The organism is Falsiruegeria mediterranea M17 (assembly GCF_900302455.1).
Classification (GTDB): domain Bacteria; phylum Pseudomonadota; class Alphaproteobacteria; order Rhodobacterales; family Rhodobacteraceae; genus Falsiruegeria; species Falsiruegeria mediterranea.
In genome coordinates this window covers 127,141-151,801 of record NZ_ONZG01000007.1, presented here as the reverse complement: position 1 = coordinate 151,801, position 24,661 = coordinate 127,141, and the positions used below count along the sequence as shown (strand labels likewise).

18 protein-coding genes, 1 tRNA gene and 2 pseudogenes are annotated in these 24,661 nt (G+C 58.2%); 9 read left to right on the top strand and 12 right to left on the bottom strand.

Annotation, left to right across the window (positions count from 1 at the left end):
- Positions 1-95 precede the first annotated feature (95 nt).
- Positions 96-1,358 (top strand): MFS transporter, encoded by a 1,263-nt coding sequence (locus tag TRM7615_RS14650; RefSeq protein WP_108788817.1) that lies wholly within the window; start codon positions 96-98, stop codon positions 1,356-1,358.
- 116 nt (positions 1,359-1,474) lie between these two features.
- Positions 1,475-2,053: a DUF924 family protein gene (locus TRM7615_RS14645; RefSeq protein ID WP_108788815.1), complete on the top strand. Its 579-nt coding sequence runs from the start codon at positions 1,475-1,477 to the stop codon at positions 2,051-2,053.
- A gap of 9 nt (positions 2,054-2,062) precedes the next feature.
- Here the strand turns inward: TRM7615_RS14645 and TRM7615_RS14640 are convergent, their stop codons facing one another.
- Positions 2,063-2,488 carry a hypothetical protein gene (locus TRM7615_RS14640; RefSeq protein ID WP_125133694.1) on the bottom strand — a complete coding sequence of 142 codons (426 nt, stop codon included), beginning with the start codon at positions 2,486-2,488 and terminating at the stop codon, positions 2,063-2,065.
- Between the two features lie 226 nt (positions 2,489-2,714).
- Here TRM7615_RS14640 and lpdA point away from each other — a divergent pair, with 226 nt between their 5' ends.
- Positions 2,715-4,109, top strand: a complete 1,395-nt coding sequence (gene lpdA / locus TRM7615_RS14635; RefSeq protein ID WP_108788811.1) for a dihydrolipoyl dehydrogenase — start codon at positions 2,715-2,717, stop codon at positions 4,107-4,109.
- A 48-nt stretch (positions 4,110-4,157) separates the two neighbouring features.
- Here the strand turns inward: lpdA and TRM7615_RS14630 are convergent, their stop codons facing one another.
- A complete protein-coding gene (locus TRM7615_RS14630) occupies positions 4,158-6,086 on the bottom strand; it encodes a vWA domain-containing protein (protein WP_165821444.1) in 1,929 nt (642 codons plus the stop codon).
- Between the two features lie 330 nt (positions 6,087-6,416).
- Here TRM7615_RS14630 and TRM7615_RS14625 point away from each other — a divergent pair, with 330 nt between their 5' ends.
- Together TRM7615_RS14625 and uvrA are read left to right on the top strand one after the other, a co-directional pair.
- Complete coding sequence (locus TRM7615_RS14625; RefSeq protein ID WP_108788807.1) at positions 6,417-6,977, top strand: class I SAM-dependent methyltransferase; 561 nt, start codon at positions 6,417-6,419, stop codon at positions 6,975-6,977.
- Between the two features lie 108 nt (positions 6,978-7,085).
- Positions 7,086-9,944, top strand: a complete 2,859-nt coding sequence (gene uvrA, locus TRM7615_RS14620; protein WP_108788805.1) for an excinuclease ABC subunit UvrA — start codon at positions 7,086-7,088, stop codon at positions 9,942-9,944.
- A gap of 58 nt (positions 9,945-10,002) precedes the next feature.
- Here the strand turns inward: uvrA and TRM7615_RS14615 are convergent, their stop codons facing one another.
- Positions 10,003-10,449, bottom strand: coding sequence for an excinuclease ABC subunit A (locus tag TRM7615_RS14615; protein WP_108788803.1), 447 nt, complete (start codon positions 10,447-10,449; stop codon positions 10,003-10,005).
- Positions 10,450-10,567: 118 nt separating this feature from the next.
- Here TRM7615_RS14615 and TRM7615_RS14610 point away from each other — a divergent pair, with 118 nt between their 5' ends.
- Positions 10,568-11,317: a helix-turn-helix domain-containing protein gene (locus tag TRM7615_RS14610; RefSeq protein WP_108788801.1), complete on the top strand. Its 750-nt coding sequence runs from the start codon at positions 10,568-10,570 to the stop codon at positions 11,315-11,317.
- On the opposite strand, the gene TRM7615_RS14605 is transcribed toward TRM7615_RS14610, so the two are convergent.
- The 5 genes and pseudogenes from TRM7615_RS14605 to TRM7615_RS14590 form a co-directional block, all read right to left on the bottom strand.
- Positions 11,300-12,643, bottom strand: coding sequence for an MmgE/PrpD family protein (locus TRM7615_RS14605; RefSeq protein ID WP_108788799.1), 1,344 nt, complete (start codon positions 12,641-12,643; stop codon positions 11,300-11,302). The two genes, TRM7615_RS14610 and TRM7615_RS14605, sit on opposite strands and share 18 nt — an antisense overlap.
- Positions 12,644-12,762: 119 nt before the next feature.
- The gene (mmsB, locus tag TRM7615_RS26170; protein WP_503100520.1) at positions 12,763-13,689 is read right to left on the bottom strand and encodes a 3-hydroxyisobutyrate dehydrogenase; all 927 of its coding nucleotides are present in this window, start codon (positions 13,687-13,689) and stop codon (positions 12,763-12,765) included.
- 27 nt (positions 13,690-13,716) lie between these two features.
- Positions 13,717-14,682: pseudogene (locus TRM7615_RS26165) on the bottom strand (enoyl-CoA hydratase/isomerase family protein); the annotation flags it as partial.
- A gap of 10 nt (positions 14,683-14,692) precedes the next feature.
- A complete protein-coding gene (locus tag TRM7615_RS14595) occupies positions 14,693-15,835 on the bottom strand; it encodes an acyl-CoA dehydrogenase family protein (protein ID WP_108788795.1) in 1,143 nt (380 codons plus the stop codon).
- A 188-nt stretch (positions 15,836-16,023) separates the two neighbouring features.
- Entirely contained in the window at positions 16,024-18,285 is a 2,262-nt protein-coding gene (locus TRM7615_RS14590) for an FG-GAP repeat protein (RefSeq protein ID WP_108788793.1), read from the bottom strand.
- A gap of 515 nt (positions 18,286-18,800) precedes the next feature.
- On the opposite strand from TRM7615_RS14590, the gene TRM7615_RS14585 reads away from it, so the two are divergent.
- From TRM7615_RS14585 to TRM7615_RS26255, 3 genes and pseudogenes are all read left to right on the top strand, one after another.
- Positions 18,801-18,875: transfer RNA gene (locus TRM7615_RS14585), tRNA-Asn, on the top strand.
- Positions 18,876-19,499: 624 nt separating this feature from the next.
- Positions 19,500-19,934 (top strand): hypothetical protein, encoded by a 435-nt coding sequence (locus TRM7615_RS14580; RefSeq protein ID WP_207775240.1) that lies wholly within the window; start codon positions 19,500-19,502, stop codon positions 19,932-19,934.
- A pseudogene (locus tag TRM7615_RS26255) lies at positions 19,931-20,011 on the top strand (integrase core domain-containing protein); the annotation flags it as partial. The gene TRM7615_RS14580 and the pseudogene TRM7615_RS26255, both read left to right, overlap by 4 nt.
- A 164-nt stretch (positions 20,012-20,175) precedes the next feature.
- Here TRM7615_RS26255 and TRM7615_RS14570 read toward each other — a convergent pair.
- The 4 genes from TRM7615_RS14570 to TRM7615_RS14555 all read right to left on the bottom strand — a co-directional run bounded on the left by TRM7615_RS14570 (position 20,176) and on the right by TRM7615_RS14555 (position 24,638).
- On the bottom strand, positions 20,176-21,816 hold the full coding sequence (locus tag TRM7615_RS14570; RefSeq protein ID WP_108788791.1) for a hypothetical protein: 1,641 nt from the start codon (positions 21,814-21,816) through the stop codon (positions 20,176-20,178).
- Complete coding sequence (locus TRM7615_RS14565; protein WP_108788789.1) at positions 21,803-22,579, bottom strand: hypothetical protein; 777 nt, start codon at positions 22,577-22,579, stop codon at positions 21,803-21,805. Before TRM7615_RS14565 ends, TRM7615_RS14570 begins: the two co-directional genes overlap by 14 nt.
- A 360-nt stretch (positions 22,580-22,939) precedes the next feature.
- The gene (locus tag TRM7615_RS14560; RefSeq protein WP_108788787.1) at positions 22,940-23,935 is read right to left on the bottom strand and encodes a hypothetical protein; all 996 of its coding nucleotides are present in this window, start codon (positions 23,933-23,935) and stop codon (positions 22,940-22,942) included.
- Positions 23,936-23,942: 7 nt separating this feature from the next.
- The gene (locus TRM7615_RS14555; protein WP_108788786.1) at positions 23,943-24,638 is read right to left on the bottom strand and encodes a hypothetical protein; all 696 of its coding nucleotides are present in this window, start codon (positions 24,636-24,638) and stop codon (positions 23,943-23,945) included.
- Between the last annotated feature and the right edge of the window lie 23 nt (positions 24,639-24,661).

Here is a 24,661-nt window from a genome sequence, read left to right as displayed (position 1 = left end):
AACCCGACTCGGCAAATGTCGTAGACAAGCGGCCCTGTGCTGGTGTCTGATGAGATACCGAAGCCAATTCAGTCGGATACGAGCGAGGACGCCCGATGCTTCAGGTTCTTTCCAGCGCATGGGCGCTGCTTCTGGGTATTTGTCTGTTGCTCGTTGGCAACGGGCTTCAAGGCACCATGCTGGGTGTGCGCGGCGACATCGAGGGGTTTTCGACCTTTGAGATGTCGATCGTCATGTCGGCCTATTTCATCGGCTTCCTCGGCGGTTCCCGGATGGCCCCCAACATGATCCGTCGTGTGGGTCACGTGCGGGTCTTTGCGGCGCTGGCGTCGTTCATTTCGGCGGTGATGATCCTGTATCCCTTTCTGCCGAACATGTGGGTTTGGATTCTGGGTCGTGTCATCATCGGTTTCTGCTTTTCTGGCGTGTACGTGACGGCCGAAAGCTGGCTGAACAATGCTGCCGACAACTCGAACCGGGGCAAGGCGCTGTCGCTTTACATGATCGTGCAGATGATCGGGATCATCTCGGCCCAGGGTTTGATCCAGGTGGGTGACCCCGCCGGGTATGACGCTTTCATCATCGCCTCGATCCTGGTTTCGATCTCTTTTGGTCCTATTTTGCTGTCGATCTCGCCCACACCTGCATTTGACACCACCAAGCCGATGACCCTGCGCGAGATCATGAAGATCTCGCCCTTAGGCTGTGTCGGCATGTTTCTGTTGGGCGGTATCTTTTCGGCACAATTCGGCATGAGCGCCGTCTATGGTGCCACAATTGGGCTGTCCCTGACCAACCTGTCGCTGTTTATTGCGACCTTCTATATTGGCGCGTTGTTCCTGCAGTACCCGTTGGGCTGGGTCAGTGACAGAATGGATCGCCGCGTCTTGATCATGCTTGTCGCTGCCGTCGGAGGTGTTGCGGCAGTTGTGGGCATGATGTTTGGCGACCAGTTCTCGATGCTGTTGGTGTCTGCCTTCCTGATTGGCGGCATGTCGAACCCGCTCTATTCGCTGCTCATCGCTTATACCAACGACTATCTGGAACACGATGACATGGCCGCAGCCTCGGGCGGGCTGGTGTTCATCAACGGTCTGGGTGCCATTGCTGGCCCGATGATCACAGGTTGGCTGATGGGCGACGCCCTGCTTGGTCCGCCGGGCTTTTTCGCCTTTATGGCCGCTTTGCTGGCAGCGATGGCCGTCTATGCGCTTTACCGCACCACACAGCGCGCCGCGATCCCGGTCGAGGAAACAGGCTCCTTTACCGTCATGACGCCGACTTCGACCCCGGTAGCCGTTGAATTTGCGCAAGAAGTCGCCATCGAGGCCGAATTGGAGGAGCAAGAAGCGCAATAAGTCGCTTTTTGCTTCAAAATATGTCGCGGATGTTGCAATATGTTACTGTAACAATTGTGTAAAACATTTTTTAATACCTATGTTCCCTGGGGGAAATTAGAAGTGGGGTGAGGCCAATGGTTGGTCCCGAAGATATTCTGAGTTTCTGGCTGGATGAAGTTGGTCCGGCTGGGTGGTATTTACAAGACGACGCGCTTGATGCCCAAATCACCGAAAAGTTCAAATCGACGTGGGAGGCCGCCTGTGAGGGTCGCTTCTCGATGTGGTTGACCTATCCAAGTGGTGCTTTGGCTTACATCATCCTGACGGATCAGTTTCCCAGAAACATGTTCCGCGGCGATGCCCGTGCTTTCAAGACCGACAAGGCGGCTCTGGCGGCAGCCAAATGCGCGGTCGATAAGAAGTGGGACATACGCATCGATGAACCGGCGCGGCAGTTCTTTTATCTGCCGATGATGCATTCAGAGAACCTGTGTGATCAGGAGCGCTGTGTGCGTCTGCTGTGCGAACGCATGCCAGAAAGTGGCGCCAGCAACATGCTGCACGCCCGCGCGCATCGCGAAGTGATCCGCCAGTTCGGACGGTTCCCGTATCGCAATGATGCGCTGCACCGGACACCAACCGCGCAAGAGGCTGTATATGTCTCGGATGGTGGATACGGTCAGACTGTGCGTCAGATGCAGGCTGCGGGCTAGCGACCTGCCTCAGGATGCGGGAACGCATCCTTTGACATCCGATATGCTGCGGGTGAGGGCATCCGCAGCCGTTTCGATCGAATGATCGATCAGCATCTCAGGCGTGTCGACCAATTGGCGCACCCGGGTCTGAACCCCCTGTACATTCGCCTCCAAGGTTTGAACCTTTTGCTGCAAGCTGTTCAGCGTCGCAGTGCTGAAGGTGCCCGTTTGTGCCTTGAGCGACGCCAGGTCGTCGCGAATGCCCGACAGATCGCTGCGCAACCCGGCCACCTCGTCGCGTAGCGGGGTCACTTTGATCAGGTTCTCTGAAAATGTGGCTGTCAGCCCGTCGGCGGTTGCAACCACCTTCCAGGCCAGAAATAGGCACAGCGCCAGCAGGATCAGTGTGGCGTTGAGCAGGGCGAGGGCGAGGTCCTTGAGGGTTTTGGCCATGATGCATCCAATGTTTGAATTCAAAAACAAATCTTTAACGCCTGCAAAACGGCGCCGTTGGAGCATTTCTAGCGTTTTGCAAGTGAGGGGTATAGGCTGATTCCAGCGCATACATTTGTCATCTTCCCCTGCGTCACACATGTCGCAGGGGGCAGGGATTGATGTGTGTGAAAAAATAGTTTAACGGTAAACTAGTTTTCGAAAACGCCTGCGGCGAGGAGTGACCATGGCTGCGAAATCCTTTGATCTGATTGTTATTGGTGCCGGTCCCGGCGGCTATGTTGCGGCTATTCGTGGTGCGCAACTGGGCCTGAAGGTGGCTGTGGTTGAACGCGAACACCTGGGCGGCATCTGTTTGAACTGGGGTTGCATCCCAACCAAGGCGCTGCTGCGCTCGTCCGAGGTGTTCCACCTGATGGAGCGTGCCAAGGACTTTGGCCTCAAGGCGGAAAACATCGGCTATGACCTGAGCGCGGTCGTCAAACGCTCGCGCGGGGTTGCGGCGCAACTGTCGGGCGGCATCGGCCACCTGCTGAAAAAGAACAAGGTCACCGTGGTGATGGGCGAGGCGACGATCCCTGCCAAGGGCAAAGTGTCGGTCAAGACGGACAAGGGCACCGAAGAGCTGACAGCCAAGAACATCATCCTGGCCACCGGCGCTCGGGCACGCGAACTTCCGGGGCTTGAGGCGGACGGTGATCTGGTCTGGACCTACAAGCACGCGCTTGATCCGGTCCGGATGCCCAAGAAACTTCTGGTCATCGGCTCGGGTGCCATCGGCATCGAATTTGCTAGCTTCTACAATACGTTGGGTGCTGACACGACAGTGGTCGAGGTGATGGATCGCGTGCTGCCGGTCGAAGATGCCGAGATCAGCGCCTTCGCCAAGAAGGCGTTCACCAAACAGGGCATGACGATCATGGAAAAGGCCATGGTCAAGCAGCTGGACCGTGGCAAGGGCAAGGTTACCGCGCATATCGAAGTGAGCGGCAAGATCGAGAAGCACGACTTTGACACGGTGATTTCTGCCGTGGGGATCGTCGGCAATGTCGAGGGGCTGGGGCTTGAGGCGCTTGGCGTCAAGATCGACCGCACCCACGTCGTGACGGACGAGTTCTGCCGCACCGGCGTTGATGGTCTCTATGCCATTGGCGATATCGCGGGCGCGCCCTGGCTGGCGCACAAGGCCTCGCACGAGGGCGTCATGGTTGCCGATCTGATCGCGGGCAAACATGCGCATCCGGTGAAACCCGAAAGCATCGCGGGCTGCACCTATTGCCACCCGCAGGTCGCATCGGTCGGCTATACCGAGGCCAAGGCCAAGGAACTGGGCTATGATATCAAGATCGGCCGCTTCCCCTTTATTGGCAACGGTAAGGCGATTGCACTGGGCGAGGCCGAAGGCATGGTCAAGACTATCTTCGATGCCAAGACCGGCGAGCTTTTGGGCGCCCATATGGTCGGCGCCGAGGTGACCGAGATGATCCAGGGCTATGTCGTTGGCCGCCAGTTGGAGACCACCGAAGAGGACCTGATGAACACGGTCTTCCCGCACCCGACCCTGTCCGAGATGATGCACGAAAGCGTCCTGGACGCCTATGACCGTGTCATTCACATGTGATCCCGTGAACTGAGATGAAAAAAAAGGGGGCCTGTGCGGCCCCCTTTTTTATTTCACTTCGATGGTCTGCCGCATTGCCGTTTCGCGGTCTCGGAATTTGTAGCGCAACTCGTAGGTGCCGGGGGTATCGGGGGCCGTCAGCGTCACCGGGTTCTTGCCGCGCGTATAGGCATAGTTGGTGTAGCTGTCAGAATCGACCGGCCCGATCTGGATGTTGTCTCCCCCCTGATCAGGGCCTTTCCATCCGACCTGAAACTGACTGCCCGCCGCGACGCTTTCCGGCGCGATCAGAGAGATTTCCGGAGCCGTCACGGTCAGTGGCATCCGCAGAATGTTTTCGCGGTCGCGAAAACTGTAGCGGACTTCGTAGTTGCCGGGTTGGATGGGGGCCACCAGGTTCACGGTGCTGCCCTCGCGCGTATAGACATAGTGGGTGTATGTGTCCGATCCCGCCGGACCGATTTGAATATTGTCGCCGCCCTGGTTCGGACCGATCCAGGTCACCGGAATGACCTGACCCCCTTCGACAGTTGCCGGAAACTCCAGGGTCACAGTCATGGCCGTCACCGTGATGGGCAGCCGCAGGATGTTTTCGCGGTCGCGGAAGCTGTATCGGATTTCATAGTCACCAGGCTCGGCAGGCGCGATCAGAGTGACCGGATTACCCTTGTTGGTGTATTGATACCCCGTGTAGCTGTCTGATCCGCGTGGACCGATCTGGATGTTGTCGCCCCCTTGGTTGGGTCCAGCCCATGTGACCTGAAAGCTTGACCCGGCTTCGACCGTATCCGGGTGGGATAGCGCCAGCTCTGGCTCGGTCAGGGCAATCGGGTAGGTCGCGATGGTCTCGCGGTCGTTCAGCACATAGCGCAGTTCATAGCTGCCGGGGTGAGGCGGCAGGATCAGGGTCAGCGGGTTGCCGTCCTTGGTGTAGGTGTAGCTCAGGTAGCTGGTATCACCCACCAGGCCGATTTGAATGTTATCGCCAGCCTCGTTCGGGCCGTCCCATCCCACAGACAATGTCGACCCCGCGATGGCACTGTCGGGGGCGATGATCCGTGCTTTGGGCAGGGCTTGCGGAAAGGTAAGCACCACTTCGATCGGGCCTGCGCCGACAGCCACAAACTGTCGGCTGACCTCGGTTTCCGTAATCAAGCGATAGGCTGTGGCGGTATAGGAACCTTCGGTCAAATCCTGCGTAACAGGATTGCCCTGCACCGCGTCGAACACGGCTGATCCATTGCCGTTGAGGGACCACAGAACCGGGTCGTCAAAGGCTGTGCTCGCGTCCCCTTCAACCGCGCGGAACGTGGTCGGGATTGGTACAGGTTCGGGTTCAGGTTCAGGTTCAGGCGGGGCAGCGGCAACAGTGGTCAGGGCCGCGGCCAATTCCGACGCATTGGCTGCGCTGCGAAATGTGCCGCCGGTCTCATCCGCCAGGCATTGCATCTGCGCCAAGGCTTCGGGGTCTTTTACATCAAAACCAACCACATGCGCAGTGAAGTTCACCCCAGTTTCTTCGAGCGTTCGGGCCACGGCGCAGACATCGGGGACGCAGGTTTCGATCCCGTCTGAAACAAGAATGACTGTTGCGGCTTCTTCGGTGTGGCGCAGGGCCTGGGCGGCGGCCACCACCGCATCGGCCATTGGCGTCTTTCCCTTGGGTTTGATGCCGCGCACTGCGCCTGCGATCTGATCACGGGTGCCGGCCCCCGGCGTCACCAGCGTTTCGATGTCCGAGCAATCCCCCTTGCGTCGATGGCCATAGACAGTCAGCCCCAAGGCTTGTTCACCGGGCAAAGTGGTCAGCAATTCCTGCACAACGTCCTGGGCGATCGTGATCTTTGCGGTGCCGTCGATCTGCCCCCACATGGAGCCCGATCCATCCAGAACGAGAATGGCTGATTGGCGCTCTTGGGCGAGCAGAGGTGTTGCTCCCACAGCCAACATACAGGTGATCAAAAAGGGCAAGCGCATGCATACCTCCAAACGTCTTGATATTAAAATGCCAATGTCAAAAATGATCTGTCGGGACAGTTTACCGGCGTTTTCAAAAAATCGAAGGGAAAAGTGCCGGGCCGCGAGAGGCGCCAAAAATTGGAGACCGTCAATGAGAAACGGATGGTCCTGGTTTTTCTGTACTCGAAGCGGTGTACCCGGCATCCTGGCAACATTTGGCGCGGTATTCTTGGGTTCTTAGGGGGTATGCTTGAAAATTTCTGACGACCGTCGCATTGCGATGAAAGGTGCCTAGACCCGTCAATGCCAGGTTGTATAACGGGCAGGTGACCCAGAAAAGGACACGTCATGCCCAGTCTAAATCGCATTGTCATGGCTCGATCCAGCCGCGCCATGATCCGAGAGCTTGATCCACCGAAACTGAAGGTGGCCGAGATTTCCGGATGGTGGGGCAAGATGTTCGACTTTGGCAGCTATGAACAGTTCAATTACCCTGAGTATGATGTATGCGCCGCGCCCTTTCTGGATAATGAGGGCAAGATCCGGCAATTTGACCTCATCCTGGCCAATCAGGTGTGGGAACACTTGGATCGACCGTATGAGGCCACGCTCAACGTGCATGAGATGTTGCGCCCGGGCGGGTACTTCTGGCTGGCGGTGCCTTTCTTTGTTCCCTTCCACGCGGCGCCCATGGATTGCAGCCGGTGGTCGGCTCGGGGTCTCAAAAATTTTCTGGTCGAATGCGGTTTTGCGCCTGATGCCATCCGGGCCGAGCAATGGGGGAACAAACAGGCTGCCTTGCGCAATCTCGAAGATCGTTGGCCCCCACAATATGATCCTGAAACGGATTCGCTGGAAAATGATCCCAACATGCCCATCTGCTCGTGGGCGATGGCGCAAAAAATCTGACCCCTCTGTGCGGCGAAAAAATGCAAGTTCTCACTTTGTTCTAACTTTTCGGTTGGAGACTCGGCTGCGCTCAACTATCTCTTAACCACTTGAGTGCAGGGGGCCCGAATGGCTGAGCTGAAGAACATCGAGGTGCGCGGCGCGCGTGAACACAACCTCAAAGGCATTGACGTTGATATCCCTCGGGATCAGCTGGTGGTGATCACCGGTCTGTCGGGGTCTGGCAAGTCCTCGTTGGCGTTTGATACGATCTATGCCGAAGGGCAGCGGCGCTATGTCGAAAGCCTGTCGGCCTATGCGCGCCAGTTCCTTGATATGATGGAAAAACCCGATGTGGATCACATCAGCGGGTTGAGCCCTGCGATCTCGATCGAGCAGAAAACGACGTCGAAAAACCCCCGCTCGACCGTCGGTACCGTGACCGAAATCTACGACTACATGCGCTTGCTGTTTGCGCGCGCGGGTACGCCGTACAGCCCGGCCACCGGCAAGCCCATCGAGGCGCAGCAGGTGCAGGATATGGTCGACCGGATCATCAGCATGGAGGATGGCACGCGCGGCTATCTGCTGGCCCCCATCGTGCGCGACCGCAAGGGCGAGTACAAAAAGGAATTCCTGGAACTGCGCAAACAGGGGTTTCAGCGGGTGAAGGTCGACGGTGAGTTCTATGAACTCGATGAACCGCCCACGCTGGACAAGAAATTCCGCCATGACATCGACGTTGTAGTCGACCGTCTGGTTGTGCGTGAGGGGATGGAAACCCGTCTGGCCGACAGCTTGCGTACCGCACTTGATCTTGCCGATGGCATCGCGATCCTTGAGACCGCGCCGAAAGAAGGTGACCCCGAGCGGATCACGTTCTCCGAGAATTTTGCCTGTCCTGTCAGCGGGTTCACCATCCCCGAGATCGAGCCGCGCCTGTTCTCGTTCAACGCACCCTTTGGGGCGTGCCCCAGCTGCGATGGCTTGGGGGTTGAGCTGTTTTTTGACGAACGGCTCGTGGTGCCGGATCAGACGTTGAAGGTCTACGACGGGGCTTTGGCGCCCTGGCGCAAAGGAAAGTCGCCGTACTTCCTGCAGACCATCGAGGCCATCGCCAAGCATTTCGAGTTTGACAAGAACACGCCGTGGAAAGATCTGCCCAAGAAAGTGCAGCAGGTGTTTCTCTATGGGTCCGGTGAGGAAGAGATCGAGTTCCGCTATGATGAAGGCGGCCGTGTCTATCAGGTGACGCGCGTATTCGAAGGTGTCATTCCCAACATGGAACGCCGCTATCGCGAGACGGATTCAAACTGGATCCGCGAGGAGTTCGAACGCTACCAGAACAACCGTCCCTGCGGCACCTGCGAAGGGTTTCGTCTGCGGCCCGAGGCCCTGGCGGTCAAGATCGCGGGCCTGCATGTGGGGCAGGTGGTTCAGATGTCGATCCGCGAGGCTCTGGCCTGGGTCGAAAGCGCGCCCGAGCATATGAGTCAGCAGAAAAACGAGATTGCCCGCGCTATTCTGAAAGAAATCCGCGAACGTCTTGGGTTTCTGAATAACGTTGGTTTGGAATACCTTACGCTGTCACGTTCAAGTGGTACGCTGTCGGGTGGTGAAAGCCAGCGCATCCGTCTGGCCAGCCAGATCGGTTCGGGTTTGACCGGGGTTCTGTACGTGCTGGACGAGCCGTCCATTGGCCTGCACCAGCGCGACAATGACCGGCTGCTTGGCACGCTCAAGAACCTGCGCGATCAGGGCAACACGGTGATCGTCGTCGAACACGACGAAGAGGCCATTCGCGAGGCCGACTATGTTTTTGATATCGGCCCGGGGGCGGGTGTCCATGGCGGGCAAGTGGTCAGCCACGGGACACCGGCAGACATAACAAATGACGCAGCTTCGATCACCGGGCAGTACCTGTCTGGCGTGCGCGAAATTTCGGTCCCGATTGAGCGACGGTCTGGCAATGGCAAGACACTTACGGTGGTCAAAGCCACTGGCAACAACCTGAAAAAGGTCACGGCGGATTTCCCGCTGGGCAAATTTGTCTGCGTGACGGGCGTGTCGGGTGGTGGCAAGTCCACGCTGACGATCGAAACGCTGTTCAAGACCGCCTCGATGCGCCTGAACGGCGCGCGGCAGACACCGGCGCCCTGCGAGACGATCAAGGGACTGGAGCATTTGGACAAGGTGATCGACATCGATCAGCGTCCCATCGGGCGAACACCACGTTCAAATCCAGCGACTTACACCGGAGCCTTCACCCCGATCCGCGACTGGTTTGCGGGATTGCCCGAAGCCAAGGCGCGCGGCTACAAACCCGGCCGCTTCAGCTTTAACGTCAAGGGCGGCCGGTGTGAGGCGTGTCAGGGTGACGGTGTCATCAAGATCGAGATGCACTTTCTGCCAGACGTCTACGTCACCTGCGAGACCTGCAAGGGCGCGCGCTACAACCGTGAAACGCTTGAGATCAAGTTCAAGGGCAAGTCCATTGCCGACGTATTGGATATGACGGTCGAAGACGCGCAAGACTTCTTCAAGGCGGTGCCCTCGATCAGGGACAAGATGGATGCATTGGCCCGTGTGGGGCTTGGCTATATCAAGGTGGGCCAGCAGGCTACGACCCTGTCAGGTGGCGAGGCGCAGCGGGTGAAGCTGTCCAAGGAGTTGTCGAAACGCTCAACTGGGCGCACGCTTTACATACTGGACGAACCAACAACAGGTCTGCATTTCGAAGACGTTCGCAAGCTTTTGGAAGTGCTGCATGAATTGGTCGACCAGGGCAACACGGTGGTGGTGATCGAACACAATCTGGACGTGGTGAAAACCGCTGACCACATCATCGACATCGGCCCCGAGGGCGGTGATGGCGGTGGTCGGATCGTGGCCAAAGGCACGCCCGAGGAGGTTGCGGAATGTGAAGGCAGCCACACCGGGCACTACCTGAAACCGATGCTGAATCCGGAACGGGTCGCGGCGGAATGATTGGATGAGGGGCTTAGCCCCTCTTTCCCTGGCATTTCTGAAAAAACGAAGGGGCGGTTCAAGCGACCGCCTCTTGGCTTGTGCGTGTCATCAGGATCGGCACAAGGAAAAGCGCCAAAAATCCCGAATTCATCACCACATTGAACCAGGCCCCAGCCGCGAGTGAGCCCAGGCTGTCGGGAACGTACCACGCCAGCAGAGTGAGAGTGATCATGCGCCGCGCCAAGGCGGAATCGCGCGCATAAAGCTGGTCGGTGATCAGCCAGACGGCCGCACCCAATCCACACAGCAATCCACCACTGATGGCGCTCAGCAGCGCCTCTGTGTCGGTATTGATCTGTTGTGCGCCGTCAAGCGGCAGATGGGCCAGGTCCACAAAGAAGCTCAGAGCGGGGGCAAGAAAGGTGAACGGGGCCATCGCCATGGCCAAACCGATCGCGATGCAGAACACGGCTGTGGATTTGAGCCACTGGGTGGTGTTGTGGGCAGTTTTGGTGTCGGTCATGTCAGGGTCTCCTGTTTGGTCCCCTCAACCCTTGCTGGTATCACATAGGTAAAACAATTACCTCTGAGGTAAGTGCATTTCGGCGCGGTCCCGGTAGACTGACCCACGGAGGTGTTTTATGGCTGATTTTGGTCCTGCGCTGAAAGAATGGCGGACAACGCGGCGGATGAGCCAGATGGACCTTGCCCTGTCGGCAGGCGTGTCTGCACGGCATTTGTCGTTTCTGGAAACCGGGCGCGCGCGGCCCAGCCGGGGTATGGTGTTGCGGCTGTGTGATGAGTTGAGCGTGCCCAATGCGGGTCGCAACCAACTGCTGACAGCGGCGGGTATGGCCCCGGCCTATGCCTCTCGCGCCTCCGACGCCGAGGATCTGAAACCGTTGAAAGAAGCGGTGGCATGGATGCTGGACAACCATGCGCCATACCCGGCGATGGCGTTGAACCGACATTGGCAGCTGGAGGCGATGAATGGCCCGGCGGCGATGATGTTGAGCGCGTCGGGTTTGCAGCTTGGGGACAGTCTGATCGAGGCTTTGGTGAGCAATGAAGCTTTGCGGGGCGCTTTGGACAATCTGGAAGAGGTTGAGCGGCATACGCTGGCACGGCTCAGAACGGAACTTACGCATTTTGGCCGTGATCCGGCGATTGAACGGGCGGTCGAGGCGTTGCAGGCGCGAGTGTCCAGGGATGATGCGGTTCTGCCTGCTGTCATCCCGGCGCGCTATCGGCTTGGGGATCAAGTTTTATCGTTCTTTTCGACCATCGCGCAGTTTGGTACAACCGGCGATCTGGCGATGTCCGAGTTGAAGGTGGAGCTGATGTTCCCAGCGGATGACGCGACGCGTTTGGCGTTAACCGGGGGCGTTTAGACACAGGTCGAACAGGCGCGAGACCTCTTGCGCAGAAAGGCTGTCGAAACGCGTGCTCAGATCTTCGATCTCATCTGCGCGGGTCCGGCCCAGAACCGGATCGGCAAACAGGTGGAACTTGTCCGAGATCTCCTGATCGCTGAGCGGTAGGTCGGTGTCGCCACGCGGCGTGCGGGGCTCGGACGTCAACCGTGTGCCATCCTGTAGAACAAGCGTCACTTGCGCCCACCGTTTGCCGACGCTGATTTTGGTGAAGTGGGGATCATCGATCAGCGTTGTTGCCCGGCTCAGGCGCAGAATGTCTGGGTCGGTCAGGGTTTCCGGGGCCAGTTCCGGCACGCCGACCTGACCGCGCACGATCTGCGTCGCGACCGGGAAAGCGATGGAATAGGCAAACTCGTCCGGCGTGGCCGGTTCGTGACCCGCCAATCGGGTGGCGTTGTGAAAAGTGCGGATTTCGACCTCGGCCACCTGGTTGTGGGTCAGATTGTAACCAGACATCAATTCGGCCACGGCGTCCAGCGCCGGGTGCGCCCATCGGCAACAGGGGTAGGGTTTGTAGTGGGTGTCTTCGACCAACCTCCAACCATCCCCCAAGTCGGTCCAGAATTCGGCGGCATCGTCACCTTCGCAGGTCAGGGCAGGGGCCCCGGTGAACCCCATGGTCGCCAGATAGGCGGCTGTCACACCCGACGGCGCGCCCCAACCCACACCGTCGCGGACCATGGTGGGGTGGTCGATGCAACGCATCATCTGGCTGCGGGGGCCGTGGTATTCGCCGATGCCCGCCGCGTGACGGATGACATTGGCATCGCCGCCCAATTGACGGGCCACGGCGGCGGCGACCCCGACAGCCGTCCAGGCGCCCGAGGTGTGGTAGTCGGCGCAGGTGGCGTGCTGCGCCAATCCCGCGCGATAGCTGACCTCATAAGCGATCGCGAGGAGGGTGGCCAACTCGGCCCCCGTAGCGGGTTGCTCCTGCGCGTCTGCGACGGCCATGAGGGCAGGGAAGATCGCCGATCCGGCATGGCCTTTGCAGGGCGAGGTGCCGTCGTGCGCGTCGATGCTGTCGATGGTAAGGGCCCCGGCCATGGCTGCACCTGCGGGGCTGACTGCGGTTCCGTTCATCATCATCCGGGCCGGGCCTGCTTCGGTCACGCCAAAGAGCGCGGCGGCGCCTTTGCGGGCGATGTCGGCAAGCTGTGTGGTGGACCCGACCGCCGCGACGCCCATGGTGTCGAGAAAGCTGCGACGCAGGACCTTCAAGACCGGTTCAGGCAGGTCGGCACAGGTCAGGTCAGCGGTGAAACGGTCGAATGTGGGCATCTGGAACTCCGGTCGTTTGACCCGAGCCTAGAGGCGGCGCCAGCAGATGCGTTGTCTGTTTGCGACAGAAAGTTGTTTGGTGCGCGCCAAGGGTCGGCGCGCACCATCGCAGGCGCGTGTTATTCGCGCCCGCGCTTTTCGAACCGGGGCAGCATGGCGCTGAAATCTTTGCCTGCGCCATCCTCGCCCTCGACAAACTGCGCATAAAGCGCCTGTGCCAGCTGACCCATCGGCGTGTCTGCATCGGCGCTTTCCGCCGCTTGCTGTGACAAGCGCAGGTCCTTGAGCATCAGGTCGGCGGCAAACCCAGGGGCATAGTCATTGTCGGCCGGGCTTTGCGGGCCAACGCCGGGTGCCGGGCAATAGGCGTTCATGGTCCAGCTGTAGCCCGACGAGGTCGACACCACATCGAACATCTTTTGCCGATCCAGACCCAGCTTGTCGGCCAGAGCAAAGGCCTCACACGTGGCGATCATGGTGACGCCAAGGATCATGTTGTTGCAGATCTTGGCGGCCTGACCGGCCCCTGCGTCACCGCAATGCACGGCCTTCTGGCCCATGATATCGAACAGAGGCTCGGCCTTGGCGAAGGCATCCGCACTGCCGCCCGCCATGAAGGTGAGCGTGCCGCCAGCAGCGCCGCCAATGCCGCCCGATACCGGTGCATCGACGAACAAAAGGCCAGCCGCCGCCGCATCGGCATCCACCGCACGGGCGCTGTCGACGTCCACGGTCGAGCAATCGACCAGGGCCGCGCCCGCCGCCATCGCCGGGATCACATCTGCGGCCACTGCGCGCAGGATCTGACCGTTGGGCAGCATGGTGATGACAACATCCGCGCCCGCCGCCGCTGCAGCGGCGCTATCGGCCATGCTCACGCCGTCGATGGCGACGTCTGCCATGTCAAAGCCGGTGACCTCGTGGCCGGCCTTGGCCAGGTTGGCGGCCATGGGGCCGCCCATGTTTCCAAGTCCAATGAACCCGATCTTCATACCCTGTTTCTCCTCCTCGAATGACAATGCGTCTTTGCCTAATGGCTGCAGCATTTTCGACACCGCTGCAACGGGCACGTTTTGGTCGGCAAACTGCCAGGCCGGGTTGCGGTCTTTGTCGATGATTTGTGCGCGGATGCCTTCCAGGAAATCGCCATGCTCCATCGCACGATATGTAAAGCGGTACTCCAGCTCCAACGCCTTGCGAATGGTCAACGACGGGCCACGCAGGCGGCGCAGCATCTCGATGGTGCAGGCCATCGACAGGGGCGAAATGCGCGACATCGTCTTGAGCGTGTCGGCGGCGAAATCGCTATCCAGCGTGCGCAGCGTGTTCAGGATGTCACCCAGGCTCTCGCCGCCAAACGCCTCGTCAATCTGGGGCATCTGCGCCTCTAGCACGCTCTCGGGGGCGGGCTGCGCGTGGGTTTCCACGTGCGACGCGTCGCCCGACGCCTCGAGCATGGCGATCAGATCGCCCCAGCTGTCACGCGGGATAAAGTGATCGGCGAACCCGGTAAAAATCGCATCGCCGGGGCCCATGCGCCCTGCCGTGAGCCCGAGGTATTCGCCCAACCGACCCGGTGCCAGGGCCAGCATCAAGGTGCCGCCCACGTCCGGGACCAGACCGATGCCATTTTCCGGCATGGCAATCTTGGAGCTTTCGCAGACCACCCTGTGCGAGCCATGGCAGCCGATGCCAACCCCGCCGCCCATGGTGAAGCCCTGCAAAAAACTGATCACGGGTTTGGGGTATTCGAACAGCAGCGCGTTCATCCGGTATTCGTCGCGCCAGAAGGTGCGGCCATACTCGAAATTGCCCTTGGTGCCGGTGTCATAAAGCTCGGCAATGTCGCCGCCGGCACAGAACGCCTTGTCGCCCTCGGCGTCAAAGATCACCAGATCAACCGCGTCATCCTCGCGCCAATTGCGCAGGGCGGCATCAATGGCCATGCACATGTCATAGCTCATGGCATTCAGGGCCTGAGGCCGGGTCAGAGTGATGCGGCCCGCACGGCCGGTGACGCGGATGTCGATGTCGCTCATGTCAGCTCTTTCAGCGGTTGGCCAGCAGGTGGCGGGCGGTGATCACGCGCATGATCTCGTTGGTGCCTTCCAGGATCTGATGCACCCGCAGATCGCGCACCAGCTTTTCGATGCCATAGTCGGCCAGATAGCCATAGCCGCCATGCAGTTGCAGGCATTGATCGACGATCTTTGATCCGGCCTCGGTTACGAATTTCTTTGCCATGGCGCAGTGTTTGGACGCATCCGGCGCGCCTTGGTCCAGCTTCCACGCCGCTTGGCGCAGGAAGACACGGGCGGCTTGCAGCTCGATCTCCATATCCGCGAGACGGAATTGCAGGCCCTGGAACTGGTCGATGGATTTGCCGAATGCCTTGCGCTCGGACATGTATTGCAGCGTCAGGTTCATCGCGGTTTGCGCCGCCCCCAACGAACACGACGCGATGTTCAGACGCCCACCATCCAGACCCATCATCGCGTATTTGAACCCGTCGCCCTCGGTCCCAACCAGGTTGCCCGCAGGCACCTTGCAGTCATCGAATTGCACCTGCGCGGTTGGCTGGCTTTTCCAGCCCATCTTGTCCTCGAGCCCACCAAAACTCAGGCCTGCGGTGCCATCCTCGACATAAACGGTCGAAACGCCTTTTGGCCCATCTTCACCCGTGCGCACCATGCAAACATAGGCGTCGGAATAGCCGCCACCCGAGATGAATGCCTTTGTCCCGTTGAGCGTATAGCCTTCATTGGTGCGTTCCGCGCGGGTTTTGAGCGCGGCGGCGTCCGAGCCCGAGCCGGGTTCGGTCAAGCAATAGCTGAGCACCGTGTTCAGGCTCAGCACATCCGGCATGATCCGTGCCTTCAGCGCCTCATCGCCAAAGCTGTCGAGCATCTTGGCGCACATGTTGTGGATCGACAGGAAGGCCGCGACCGAGGGGCAGGCCATGCTGAGCGCCTCGAACACCAGGGTCGCGTCCAGCCGGGTCAGGCCCGAGCCGCCGGCCTCTTCCGAGACATAGAGCCCGCCAAACCCCAGCTCGCCTACTTGGGGCCACAGCTCCTTCGGGATGGTGCCCTCGGCCTCCCACTGGCGGGCAAAAGGTGCGATGTGCTCTTGTCCGAACTGATGGGCCATGTCGAAAATGGCGGTCTGTTCCTCGGTAAGCGCGAAATCCATGTGGTGCCTCCTCCCCAGTGACGATCCAAGTGAATATGAATTGAACGGCTGTTCTATTTCGCGATTCTTACAGAACTATTGCAAGCTCAGAAAGGTCATAAGTCAGCGTTTAGCGCGACGCAGAACGTCGCACGGCGAAACACAGAGCGCTGCAGTGCCTCGTGTTCAGGTGTGATTGGACCTGCGCCTTACAGAATGAAATCCCCGTCGGCGAATTGCAGCACCTCGGCGTGGCCGATCACGTCGTGGCCGTCGCGGCCCAATGTGTCGATCACCTCGGTGCGGATGCCGTTCTGGAGGATGGTGTAGTCCGATCTGTTGCCCGAATAGATGATCGTATCGGTGCCGTGGCCGGCAAGGATGTAATCATCGCCACCTGCGCCCACGATCTCGTCATCGCCATGGCCGCCCGTCAGTTTGTTGTCGCCATGATCGCCCCACAGGAAATCATCGTGGTTGGTGCCGGTCAGATTCTCGATTTCTAAGATCAGGTCGCCCTGGGCGTCACCGCTCCAGCCTCGGCCCCGAAACAGAGAGGCGGACACGCCTTCGCCGGACTGAATGTAAGTGAGCGTGTCGCTGCTGCCGCCGCCCTGATAGGTGTCGACCCCGGCGTGGCTGCCATAGAAGGTGTCCTGACCGCCCAACCCGCGAAAGACCTCGGCCCGGTCCGAGCCGTTGAAGATGTCCGCGTGGCTGGTGCCGGAGACGTTTTCGATGGACGTCATGATGAGATCGAAAGGCGCGCTGGCGAAACCGCTGTTGGCCTGACCGGTCGTGGTGTTGGCATAGATGCCTGCATCAAGTCCGGCAAAGGACATCATGTCGGTGCCATCGCCGCCGTCGATTTGGCGCAGACCCAATCGCCAGTCCGCGGGCAGGGTCAGCCAGTCATTGGCGGCGGTGCCCAGAACGGGGGTCGCCCCACCAAAGCCGTTTGCGGAGCCAAACACGACATAGCTTTCTCCGGCCTGATCTTGACCATTTGGATCAGCATAGCGTGCCCCAATGAGGATATCATCAAACCCGTCGCCGTTCACATCCCCTGCAGAGGCAGCCGTGAGGCCGCTGCGGTCACCCGGATCAATCCCGTCTAGGCGAAACCCGTTGCGGCCATCCAAATCGGCCAGCGATAGCGAAGGGCCAAATCCAGTTGCCGCGCCAAACACCACATAACTTTCCCCAGCGCTACCTTTTCCGTTTGGGTCGGCATGGGACGCACCAATGAGGATATCATCAAACCCGTCGCCGTTCACATCCCCGGCAGAGGCAGCCGTGAGGCCGCTGAAGTCATTGTGATCAATCCCGTCTAGGCGAAACCCGTTGCGGCCATCCAAATCGGCCAGCGATAGCGAAGGGCCAAATCCAGTTGCCGCGCCAAACACCACATAACTTTCCCCAGCGCTACCTTTTCCGTTTGGGTCGGCATGGGACGCACCAATGAGGATATCATCAAACCCGTCGCCGTTCACATCCCCGGCAGAGGCAGCCGTGAGGCCGCTGAAGTCATTGTGATCAATCCCGTCTAGGCGAAACCCGTTGTTGCCATCCAGATCGGCCAGCGATAGTGAAGGGCCAAATCCAGTTGCCGCGCCAAACACCACATAACTTTCCCCAGCGCTACTTTCTCCGCTTGGGTCGGCATAGGGCGCACCAATGAGGATATCATCAAACCCGTCGCCGTTCACATCCCCGGCAGAGGAGACGGAGTCACCGATGCGGTCATTCACCTCTTTTCCAGAAATGCGAAAGCCGTTGCTGCCATCCAAATCGCTCAACGACAGGGAAGGCGCAAAGCCCGCGTTCGTGCCAAAAACCACATAGCTCTCTCCCGCGTTAATTTGTCCGTTTGGATCGGCTCCAATTGCTCCGACAAGAACATCATCAAAGCCGTCGCCATTCACATCCCCGGCAGACGCAACAGATTTACCACTGAAATCACCGTAATCGACCCCATCGAGACGAAAGCCGTTGCTGCCATCCAGATCCGACAGGGACAACGAGGCAGAAAAACCAGAGGCTGCACCAAAGACCACATAGCTCTCTCCCGCGTTAATTTGTCCGCCTGGGTCAGCAAGTCGTGCACCGATGATTATGTCATCGAACCCGTCACCGTTTACATCCCCGGCAGACGCAACAGAACTACCGCTCCAGTCAATTGCGTCGATCCCGTCGAGGCGAAAGCCGTTGGTGCCATCCAGATCGGCCAGCGATAGCGAAGGGCCAAATCCAGTTGCCGCGCCAAACACCACATAACTTTCCCCAGCGCTACTTTCTCCGTTTGGGTCGCCATTCTCCGCACCAATGAGGATATCATCAAACCCGTCCCCATTCACATCGCCGGCAGAGGCAACAGAGATACCGCTGAAGTCTAGCGCATCAATCCCATCGAGGCGAAACCCGTTGGTGCCGTTGAGATGGGAAAGTTGGAAAACGGAATTGTCTAACATAATTGAATTTCCTGAATTTATTAAATGAAACTTACATCGACCCTTTAGGTTGTCGGTCACCTAGTCAACACAAATTCCACGGCCAAAGTCAGCTCGGAAGATGGGCAGCCGCCGAAGAAACGCGAAAATTGCCGAGTGCGCTGCGATGAGACACAGATTGCTGCAGCAACTCGTTCTTCATCCATTGTAGGTGACAGGCGTGTTGCTGGTCGCTGAACGCACCCGCGCCAAGAACTTAGAGTTGCCCCGGCAGAATGCGAAAGCTCCGTTCGGAAGTGGTTCGGCTCGCCGTACTTGGAGCAGCGGGCGCGGGATTTCGATGACCGTGGGCTTGGCCAAAATAAACCCGGTCAAAAGAGAGTAATCTCGAGTTTCCTGTGTGCTCGAGGAGGGGCTCATTTATGCGGCTTGGGACATCGATTTCCGCGGTTCACTTGGACAGGCCTTCAACTCGCAAATTTTTTTCTTTCGCCTCTGGACGTCCCCAAATGCGGTTGCTATACGGCGTGCACCGTTCCGGCGTAGCTCAGCGGTAGAGCAGTTGACTGTTAATCAATTGGTCGTAGGTTCGATCCCTACCGCCGGAGCCATATCCCAAAATACCACGATATTTCAACGTATTGCGCGTGTTGCGCACGGGCGTGGGTTTTCGGCTCATTTCTTCATTCTCTGGACTTCCCGACCGCCTTCGGTCCGGGCTGAATCAAGAGCAGTGTGGAGTTTTCCGCCGTATGGCCTCTGGTCTGAAAAAAGGGCGTGTTTCGTGCGTGGCTGCGCTGCGGAGCCCGCTAAGAAGAAGCAAAGAACAGGGCCGCTGATAGAAGCGTAGTCATCTCTGTGCTGGCCATGATCTTGACTGAAGAGGCCGTTGACAAGTCAGCAAAAAAGCCCTCAAGTCACTACAACTTGAGGGCTTTTTATGGCTCCGGCGGTAGGGACATCATCCTCGCCGTAAAACCTTATGATTTCAAACGAAAAATCTCGACCGATATCATCGTGGACTCTACGTGTGCCACTGACGGTGCCATAATGTGGAGTCGCGTGCAACAGGTACTGTGCCATCGCAGTTCAAATTGAGAAGGTTGAAAGGGATGGGGCTGGAATATATCGCCATGGACACTTTCGGCTGTTGATCTTCCGTTGGATTGAAGCTTCCCTTGGCCCGGAATTTCCCGCGACAAGAAAGTCGCGGCAGGACGCACGGGTTTTGAAACATGATGAATTTCCTCAGCCGCGGATCGGACACGCCCGATGCAAAGGAAATCTTGGAGCAACTTCTCGAGGCTACGCCTCAGCCGACCGCGATGGCGCCCAGGGATTGTCGGGGGATCTATGGCCTCGTCGACCATTTCGGCGACCTCCGCTACATCGGGTCCACGACGTCAGAGAGTGAAACCTTCTACAAGCGGATCCACCAGCGTCATCGCACGGGTTCCGAGACAACCAGCCACTACTTCTCGCGCATGTACAAAACCGGCAGGATGTGGCGACAGCGGAACGACCCCGCGACCAAGGCCGACGGTGATATCGCGAAGAAACTGCGTAATGAATTTGTCGCCGAGTATTGCAAGGCAGTCTGGGTGCCCTTGGCAGACGCGTTGGACATTGCTCGCCTGGAGCAGGAAGTGATTGCGCTGGCTGATCAATGAGCCTTGACGACGCCCGATCAAAAATGGAGGAGTGGCGTAGAGACTACAACGAAGTTCGTCCACACAGCGCAATCGGGAACAACCCACCGATCACGCTGATGAATGGCTCAGAGATGCAGCAAACGCCCTGAGCACAAACCCCGGAAAATCTCCAGCCGGGTGGTCCGAACAAGGGTAGCAGCCCAGGCCAACCATGCACTAACTTTCAATTTGGACCACTCAAATGGGGCTGCTCAAAAGACTATTGCGTGCAAAACTTCGGCAGTTCACGACCGGGCAATATCGCCCCGCCCGGGATCAGCACGACCTCAACCCGTGGAGCCGGCCCCCCTTTATTCACCGAGGCCATAGTCAGCGAGATCGCCGCTTTCGGAGCAATGCCCGAGCCTTTGGAAAAATTTTCAGAGACATCAAGCCAGGCAATGCCCTCAAAGTCCCGGTTCCATGAGGTCCAGCCTCGATCCTGAACCAGTTCCAGTTCAAGCCGCCGCTTTCCCTCAAGAACGATTTTCTCTCCAACGTCCGCTCTCAGGCTGTATTTTCCGTCCGAATCGCTTTCCGTTTTGACGAATTCAATAACCGTTTCTGCGAGACGAAGTTCACCCCATATCTTGCGCCCTTCATGCAACTCGTCTGGAAAATCGACATTCAAGATTACCGGACCGAAGATCCAGGGGCGAAGGTCCTGATCGGTGATTGCGGCCTTCATCGTGTCAATCCAGGGGGCCAGAAGATAGCTGGTCTCCTGCGCCCTCAAATCGGCTTGGAAGGACGCGATATTCGTCGACGAGCGCGCTTGCAGATTGCCACGAATTTCAACGTAGCGACCAAGAATGCTGGCCGCCGCCTCGCAAACCATCAATCGATCCGCATCCTTCAACTCAGACAGGGAGATGTCTCTGACGACGACCTTGCGCTCAGTTTCGACAGCAAGGATCTTGCTGGCCAGCATTTGCTCCATCGCATGTTGGGTCTCTTTTTTGTGATCGTCGATAAGCGCGCGCAAATCACGCTCGAAATCGTCGCGCGTAACATATTCATCCAGATTTATCATTGCCACGTCCGTGACAACCCATGTGATAGCAGCTCCGACCACGGCACAGGCCACAGCCCCCGGCCCTGTCCATGAACAGGCAGCAGAAGAAGCCGCGCCGCCAGTGACAGTGGCAGCCCATTTCATTCCGGTTTTTGTTCCCACCTTTGCTGCGAGCTTTATGGCAAGCTTCTTCGCGAACGCTGTGGTGAATACCTTCAAAGTCGCCCCCCCCACCAGGACGACGCCGACGGTTCCCGTCGTTTTCTTCATCCGATTTTGGGAATCTCGCAAGGCTCTGGTTGCCACAGGCCCGAATGCCTCTGCCCCGCCCGGCTCAGCGGCCATAGCCTCATCCAGCGCCTTCTGAAATATTTGGTCAAATTCCAGCGCGAGGTGTTCTGACACAGCGCCTAAACGCGTATCAAAACCGTCGAAGAGATGTTCCTCCAGACCGCCTCCCAGGTTCCCTATCGCAGCCGCGCCCAATTCCAGCCACTCGCCTGTCAGAGAATAGTGAAAATCCATATACTTCGGGATGCCTGCATAGACTGGCGCATAGGCCTCTTCCAAGAGGCCAGGTATCTGCTCCCTGACCTTTCTTGCTTCCTCATTCGCCGTATTGAACCACTGTTCCACCTGCTTAGCGTTCTTCCCTGTCTGATCGACAGAGCTGCCACTGCCATTTTCAACGCCTTGTCGACCAGCTTGCCAGGCTGCAAAAAGCTCAAGGCTGACCGTAGTCACAAGCAAAAGAACAATGGTTCCCCAGAACCAGCGTGACAGATTTGGTCTTTTGTGGCCTTCGGTATTGCTGTTGTCTTTTGGGGCTTCTTCAGACTGGGGCATTCGGCGTTCCGTGGTAATGTGTTTCAACAAAATGCGTCATGACCACGCTTGCCCTTGCAGCAAAAAAGCCGAACAACGCCATGTCCAGATTGAACAAAATCGCGATAAGGGGATAGTCCCTCATCTGCACCACCAGCCACATTTTTGATGCTTCAAAGGCGTAGCCAAAGGCAAGCATCTCAGAAATCCAGCCGCGTCTTTCCGGAAGTTCGCCCAACCTGGACCGCAGCGTAACGGAAAAGTCCGCAGTGAGCATTTCTGCAGGAATGCTCTGGGCATACCATGTGACGAAAAAGAGGATGATCGAGAAAGGCAATCCAACCATCCATGCGCTCGGTCCGGTTGCGACAATCCTGTCGAAGGGAGGGATGAAATGCCTGATCAGAAAACTCTGCATCCAAAGGAAAAGCCAGGCCGATGCGAAAACCAGGGCAAGAGAAACGACAACCTCAGCTCCTGACATCGTCAACGCATTCCAGGCCAACGCCGGCACGAGCAGAAAAACCAACAGCGTTGAGGAGAGAAATGCTCCCGTCCGTCCGGTGAGCCACCCTGCAAGCCACGACCCAGACCTTAGAAATATTCCGCGTTCGGCCTTCCAACGATCAATGGTGATCGACCAATTCCCCAGAAATATCATGGCTGCTATAAAGAGCAGCCAGATAGCGGCCCAGTCGGAAAAGCCATAGGTCAACTTCCAGAGCCAAAGGAACGCCGTAGGCAGAAGGGTAACCACCAAGGCAATTGAAAGCCTACGCTGCATGAAATTCCCGTCAGCTGCCCCTCGTTTGACCACTATTCAATCAGGCGTCGTCGCGCAAGTCTGGACCGCCCCTTTTCATTGGGTCCGGCTGGTATTTGGCTGTGCGACCCATAGCCTCCCCGCCCGCAAGAGACTTCAAAGCTAAATCTGACACCTCGTGTAGGTGTGCGATCCCACGGTTTGATCTTACGTTCCTTCCTTTGAGCCTCCCCAACTGAACTGGTCCACCGCTATGTTTAGGAAACGGAGGACCAAGAATGGCAAACAAGCGACTGAAGCCCGAAGAGATTGTCACGAAGTTGCGGCAGGCTCAGCCCAACGCAAGTATCCGCCGAGGATGCTTGGCACGGGTTGCCCGGATCAGCGGCTATCGCCCGTGCCTGGGGCCGCAAGGACCAAAAGCGGTTCGACCTCTTCGTCTTGTGCGACCTCGAGATACTCCGGGCCGCGAATACGCTGAAGCGTCAGTGTTTCGGCCAAACCCGGTAGTGACGCTATACGCAGGCGTATTTCTCCGACGAGGGCGTCGACATTTTCAGATGCGCCAGCTTGTTGTCCGAATTTTTCGGCAAGCTTGTCCTGGGGCATGGCGAAAGCGATTTCTCGAAGATGACTTGCCTGCACGGTTGCGCGTGTATGCGCCCGCGGAAGCTCGTCCAGCCGCAACAGGGCCTGGAACTGCGCGGAACCCGAAAGAGCAAGGGCCGAAAGTAGCAAGGTAAGGAAATCTGGGTCTACCTGCTCACGGTTCAGAATGTGGATCGTGCCGCGATGCAGTTCACCGAACCCCTTGTGCAGTTCATGTTCCGTTGTCGACAGCACCGCGTTCGGTTTGCCACTCAATTCGGCCTCGGCCAAACGTTCCAATTGAACCTCGACCGATCTAAGCGTCCGATGGAGATCCCAATCCTCGTGAAGTGCGCGTGCGGCATCAATCTTGTCTTCGATATGCGAGAGCTTTTGATTGATCTTCTTGAGACGCGACAGAATGAGCGCGGTGCTGGCGGCGGTCACGCCGAGACCGACGACCGAAGACACCATGGTCGCGGTTTGCAGGGCTTGCATACCCCCCATCATCGTTTGCAGCGCATCAATGCGGCCCTTGATCTGCTCGTTCTGGACTACGGTCACCAACCCCGAGGCGGCAGCCAGTGGATCGGGGATCGTGCTTTGCAATACGCCGCCGGCTTGTTCCATCACCGTCTTTACGATCGATTGAGTTGCGCTCGTTTCCTGAAGATGCGCCATGATTTTCTTTGTCGTGGCGTCCCTGACCACCATGCCGATGCGCTCTGCCGAGCCTTCGGCGACTTTTTCGATCAATTCTGGGGGGATGCGCGCGAGGATGTGCTGCATGAAGAACCTATTTTGTTATGAGGCGTTCAAGGCGAAGATCTCTCGCCCTGTCCAGTTCGTGGAACAAGATCGTCCGCGTTCCTCCGGTTGGTTCTTTCCCACCCGAAGACATCAAGCTCTGTTCCACAGTTTTCTTGATATGCGCCTTGAAACGCGCCTGAATCCCCCTTCGCCCCTTTGAAACCAGTGTCGGAGAAGTTAGGGCCGCCGCTCCCGCGGTAACGCCGACAATCGCGAAAACAGGCCACGAAAAGGTCACCAACGTGCCCGTTGCAAAAAAACCAAGAAAGGTTGTCGCCGTTGTCGTCGTAGCGATGACAGGCGCCGCAGCCGCGATCGCAATGGCGCCAAAGCCGACCGCGCCGCCTGCTGCCAAAGTGGCGTTATCCCGAAGGGAGTTGCTCGAAAACTGTTCAAGTCCTTCGATTTTCTCGATTGAATCCGACAGGGCGTCTTGCAAAGAGCGCTCCATGCGACGGTTGAACATGTTGATGTCCGATTGAAGTCCGCGCTCAATATGCTTCCTCTGCTCGGACGGGAGTAGCACCTGTTTGAGGGTCAGCTCTTCTATCTGATCGCAGGCTTTCTTGATGAAACGCTCTGCCGCCGCGCGACATTCCCTGTCTACGCGTCCACGTTCCGAGGACCACCAAGACAGAATTTCTTGTTCGGACAACAGGGTTTCAGCAGTTTGAATTGTCATCGCCTGGTATCGTCAGTTCGTCG

Bases quoted from the DNA above. Each gene is read 5' to 3' on its own strand.
- TRM7615_RS14605 (WP_108788799.1), bottom strand. From the start codon at position 12,643: ATGCCCACATTCGACCGTTTCACCGCTGACCTGACCTGTGCCGACCTG.
- TRM7615_RS14640 (WP_125133694.1), bottom strand. From the start codon at position 2,488: ATGGCCAAAACCCTCAAGGACCTCGCCCTCGCCCTGCTCAACGCCACA.
- TRM7615_RS14580 (WP_207775240.1), top strand. From the start codon at position 19,500: ATGATGAATTTCCTCAGCCGCGGATCGGACACGCCCGATGCAAAGGAA.
- mmsB (WP_503100520.1), bottom strand. From the start codon at position 13,689: ATGCTGCAGCCATTAGGCAAAGACGCATTGTCATTCGAGGAGGAGAAA.
- TRM7615_RS14625 (WP_108788807.1), top strand. From the start codon at position 6,417: ATGCCCAGTCTAAATCGCATTGTCATGGCTCGATCCAGCCGCGCCATG.
- uvrA (WP_108788805.1), top strand. From the start codon at position 7,086: ATGGCTGAGCTGAAGAACATCGAGGTGCGCGGCGCGCGTGAACACAAC.
- TRM7615_RS14565 (WP_108788789.1), bottom strand. From the start codon at position 22,579: ATGCAGCGTAGGCTTTCAATTGCCTTGGTGGTTACCCTTCTGCCTACG.
- TRM7615_RS14560 (WP_108788787.1), bottom strand. From the start codon at position 23,935: ATGCAGCACATCCTCGCGCGCATCCCCCCAGAATTGATCGAAAAAGTC.
- lpdA (WP_108788811.1), top strand. From the start codon at position 2,715: ATGGCTGCGAAATCCTTTGATCTGATTGTTATTGGTGCCGGTCCCGGC.
- TRM7615_RS14645 (WP_108788815.1), top strand. From the start codon at position 1,475: ATGGTTGGTCCCGAAGATATTCTGAGTTTCTGGCTGGATGAAGTTGGT.
- TRM7615_RS14570 (WP_108788791.1), bottom strand. From the start codon at position 21,816: ATGCCCCAGTCTGAAGAAGCCCCAAAAGACAACAGCAATACCGAAGGC.
- TRM7615_RS14650 (WP_108788817.1), top strand. From the start codon at position 96: ATGCTTCAGGTTCTTTCCAGCGCATGGGCGCTGCTTCTGGGTATTTGT.
- TRM7615_RS14610 (WP_108788801.1), top strand. From the start codon at position 10,568: ATGGCTGATTTTGGTCCTGCGCTGAAAGAATGGCGGACAACGCGGCGG.
- TRM7615_RS14590 (WP_108788793.1), bottom strand. From the start codon at position 18,285: ATGTTAGACAATTCCGTTTTCCAACTTTCCCATCTCAACGGCACCAAC.
- TRM7615_RS14595 (WP_108788795.1), bottom strand. From the start codon at position 15,835: ATGGATTTCGCGCTTACCGAGGAACAGACCGCCATTTTCGACATGGCC.
- TRM7615_RS14555 (WP_108788786.1), bottom strand. From the start codon at position 24,638: ATGACAATTCAAACTGCTGAAACCCTGTTGTCCGAACAAGAAATTCTG.
- TRM7615_RS14615 (WP_108788803.1), bottom strand. From the start codon at position 10,449: ATGACCGACACCAAAACTGCCCACAACACCACCCAGTGGCTCAAATCC.
- TRM7615_RS14630 (WP_165821444.1), bottom strand. From the start codon at position 6,086: ATGCGCTTGCCCTTTTTGATCACCTGTATGTTGGCTGTGGGAGCAACA.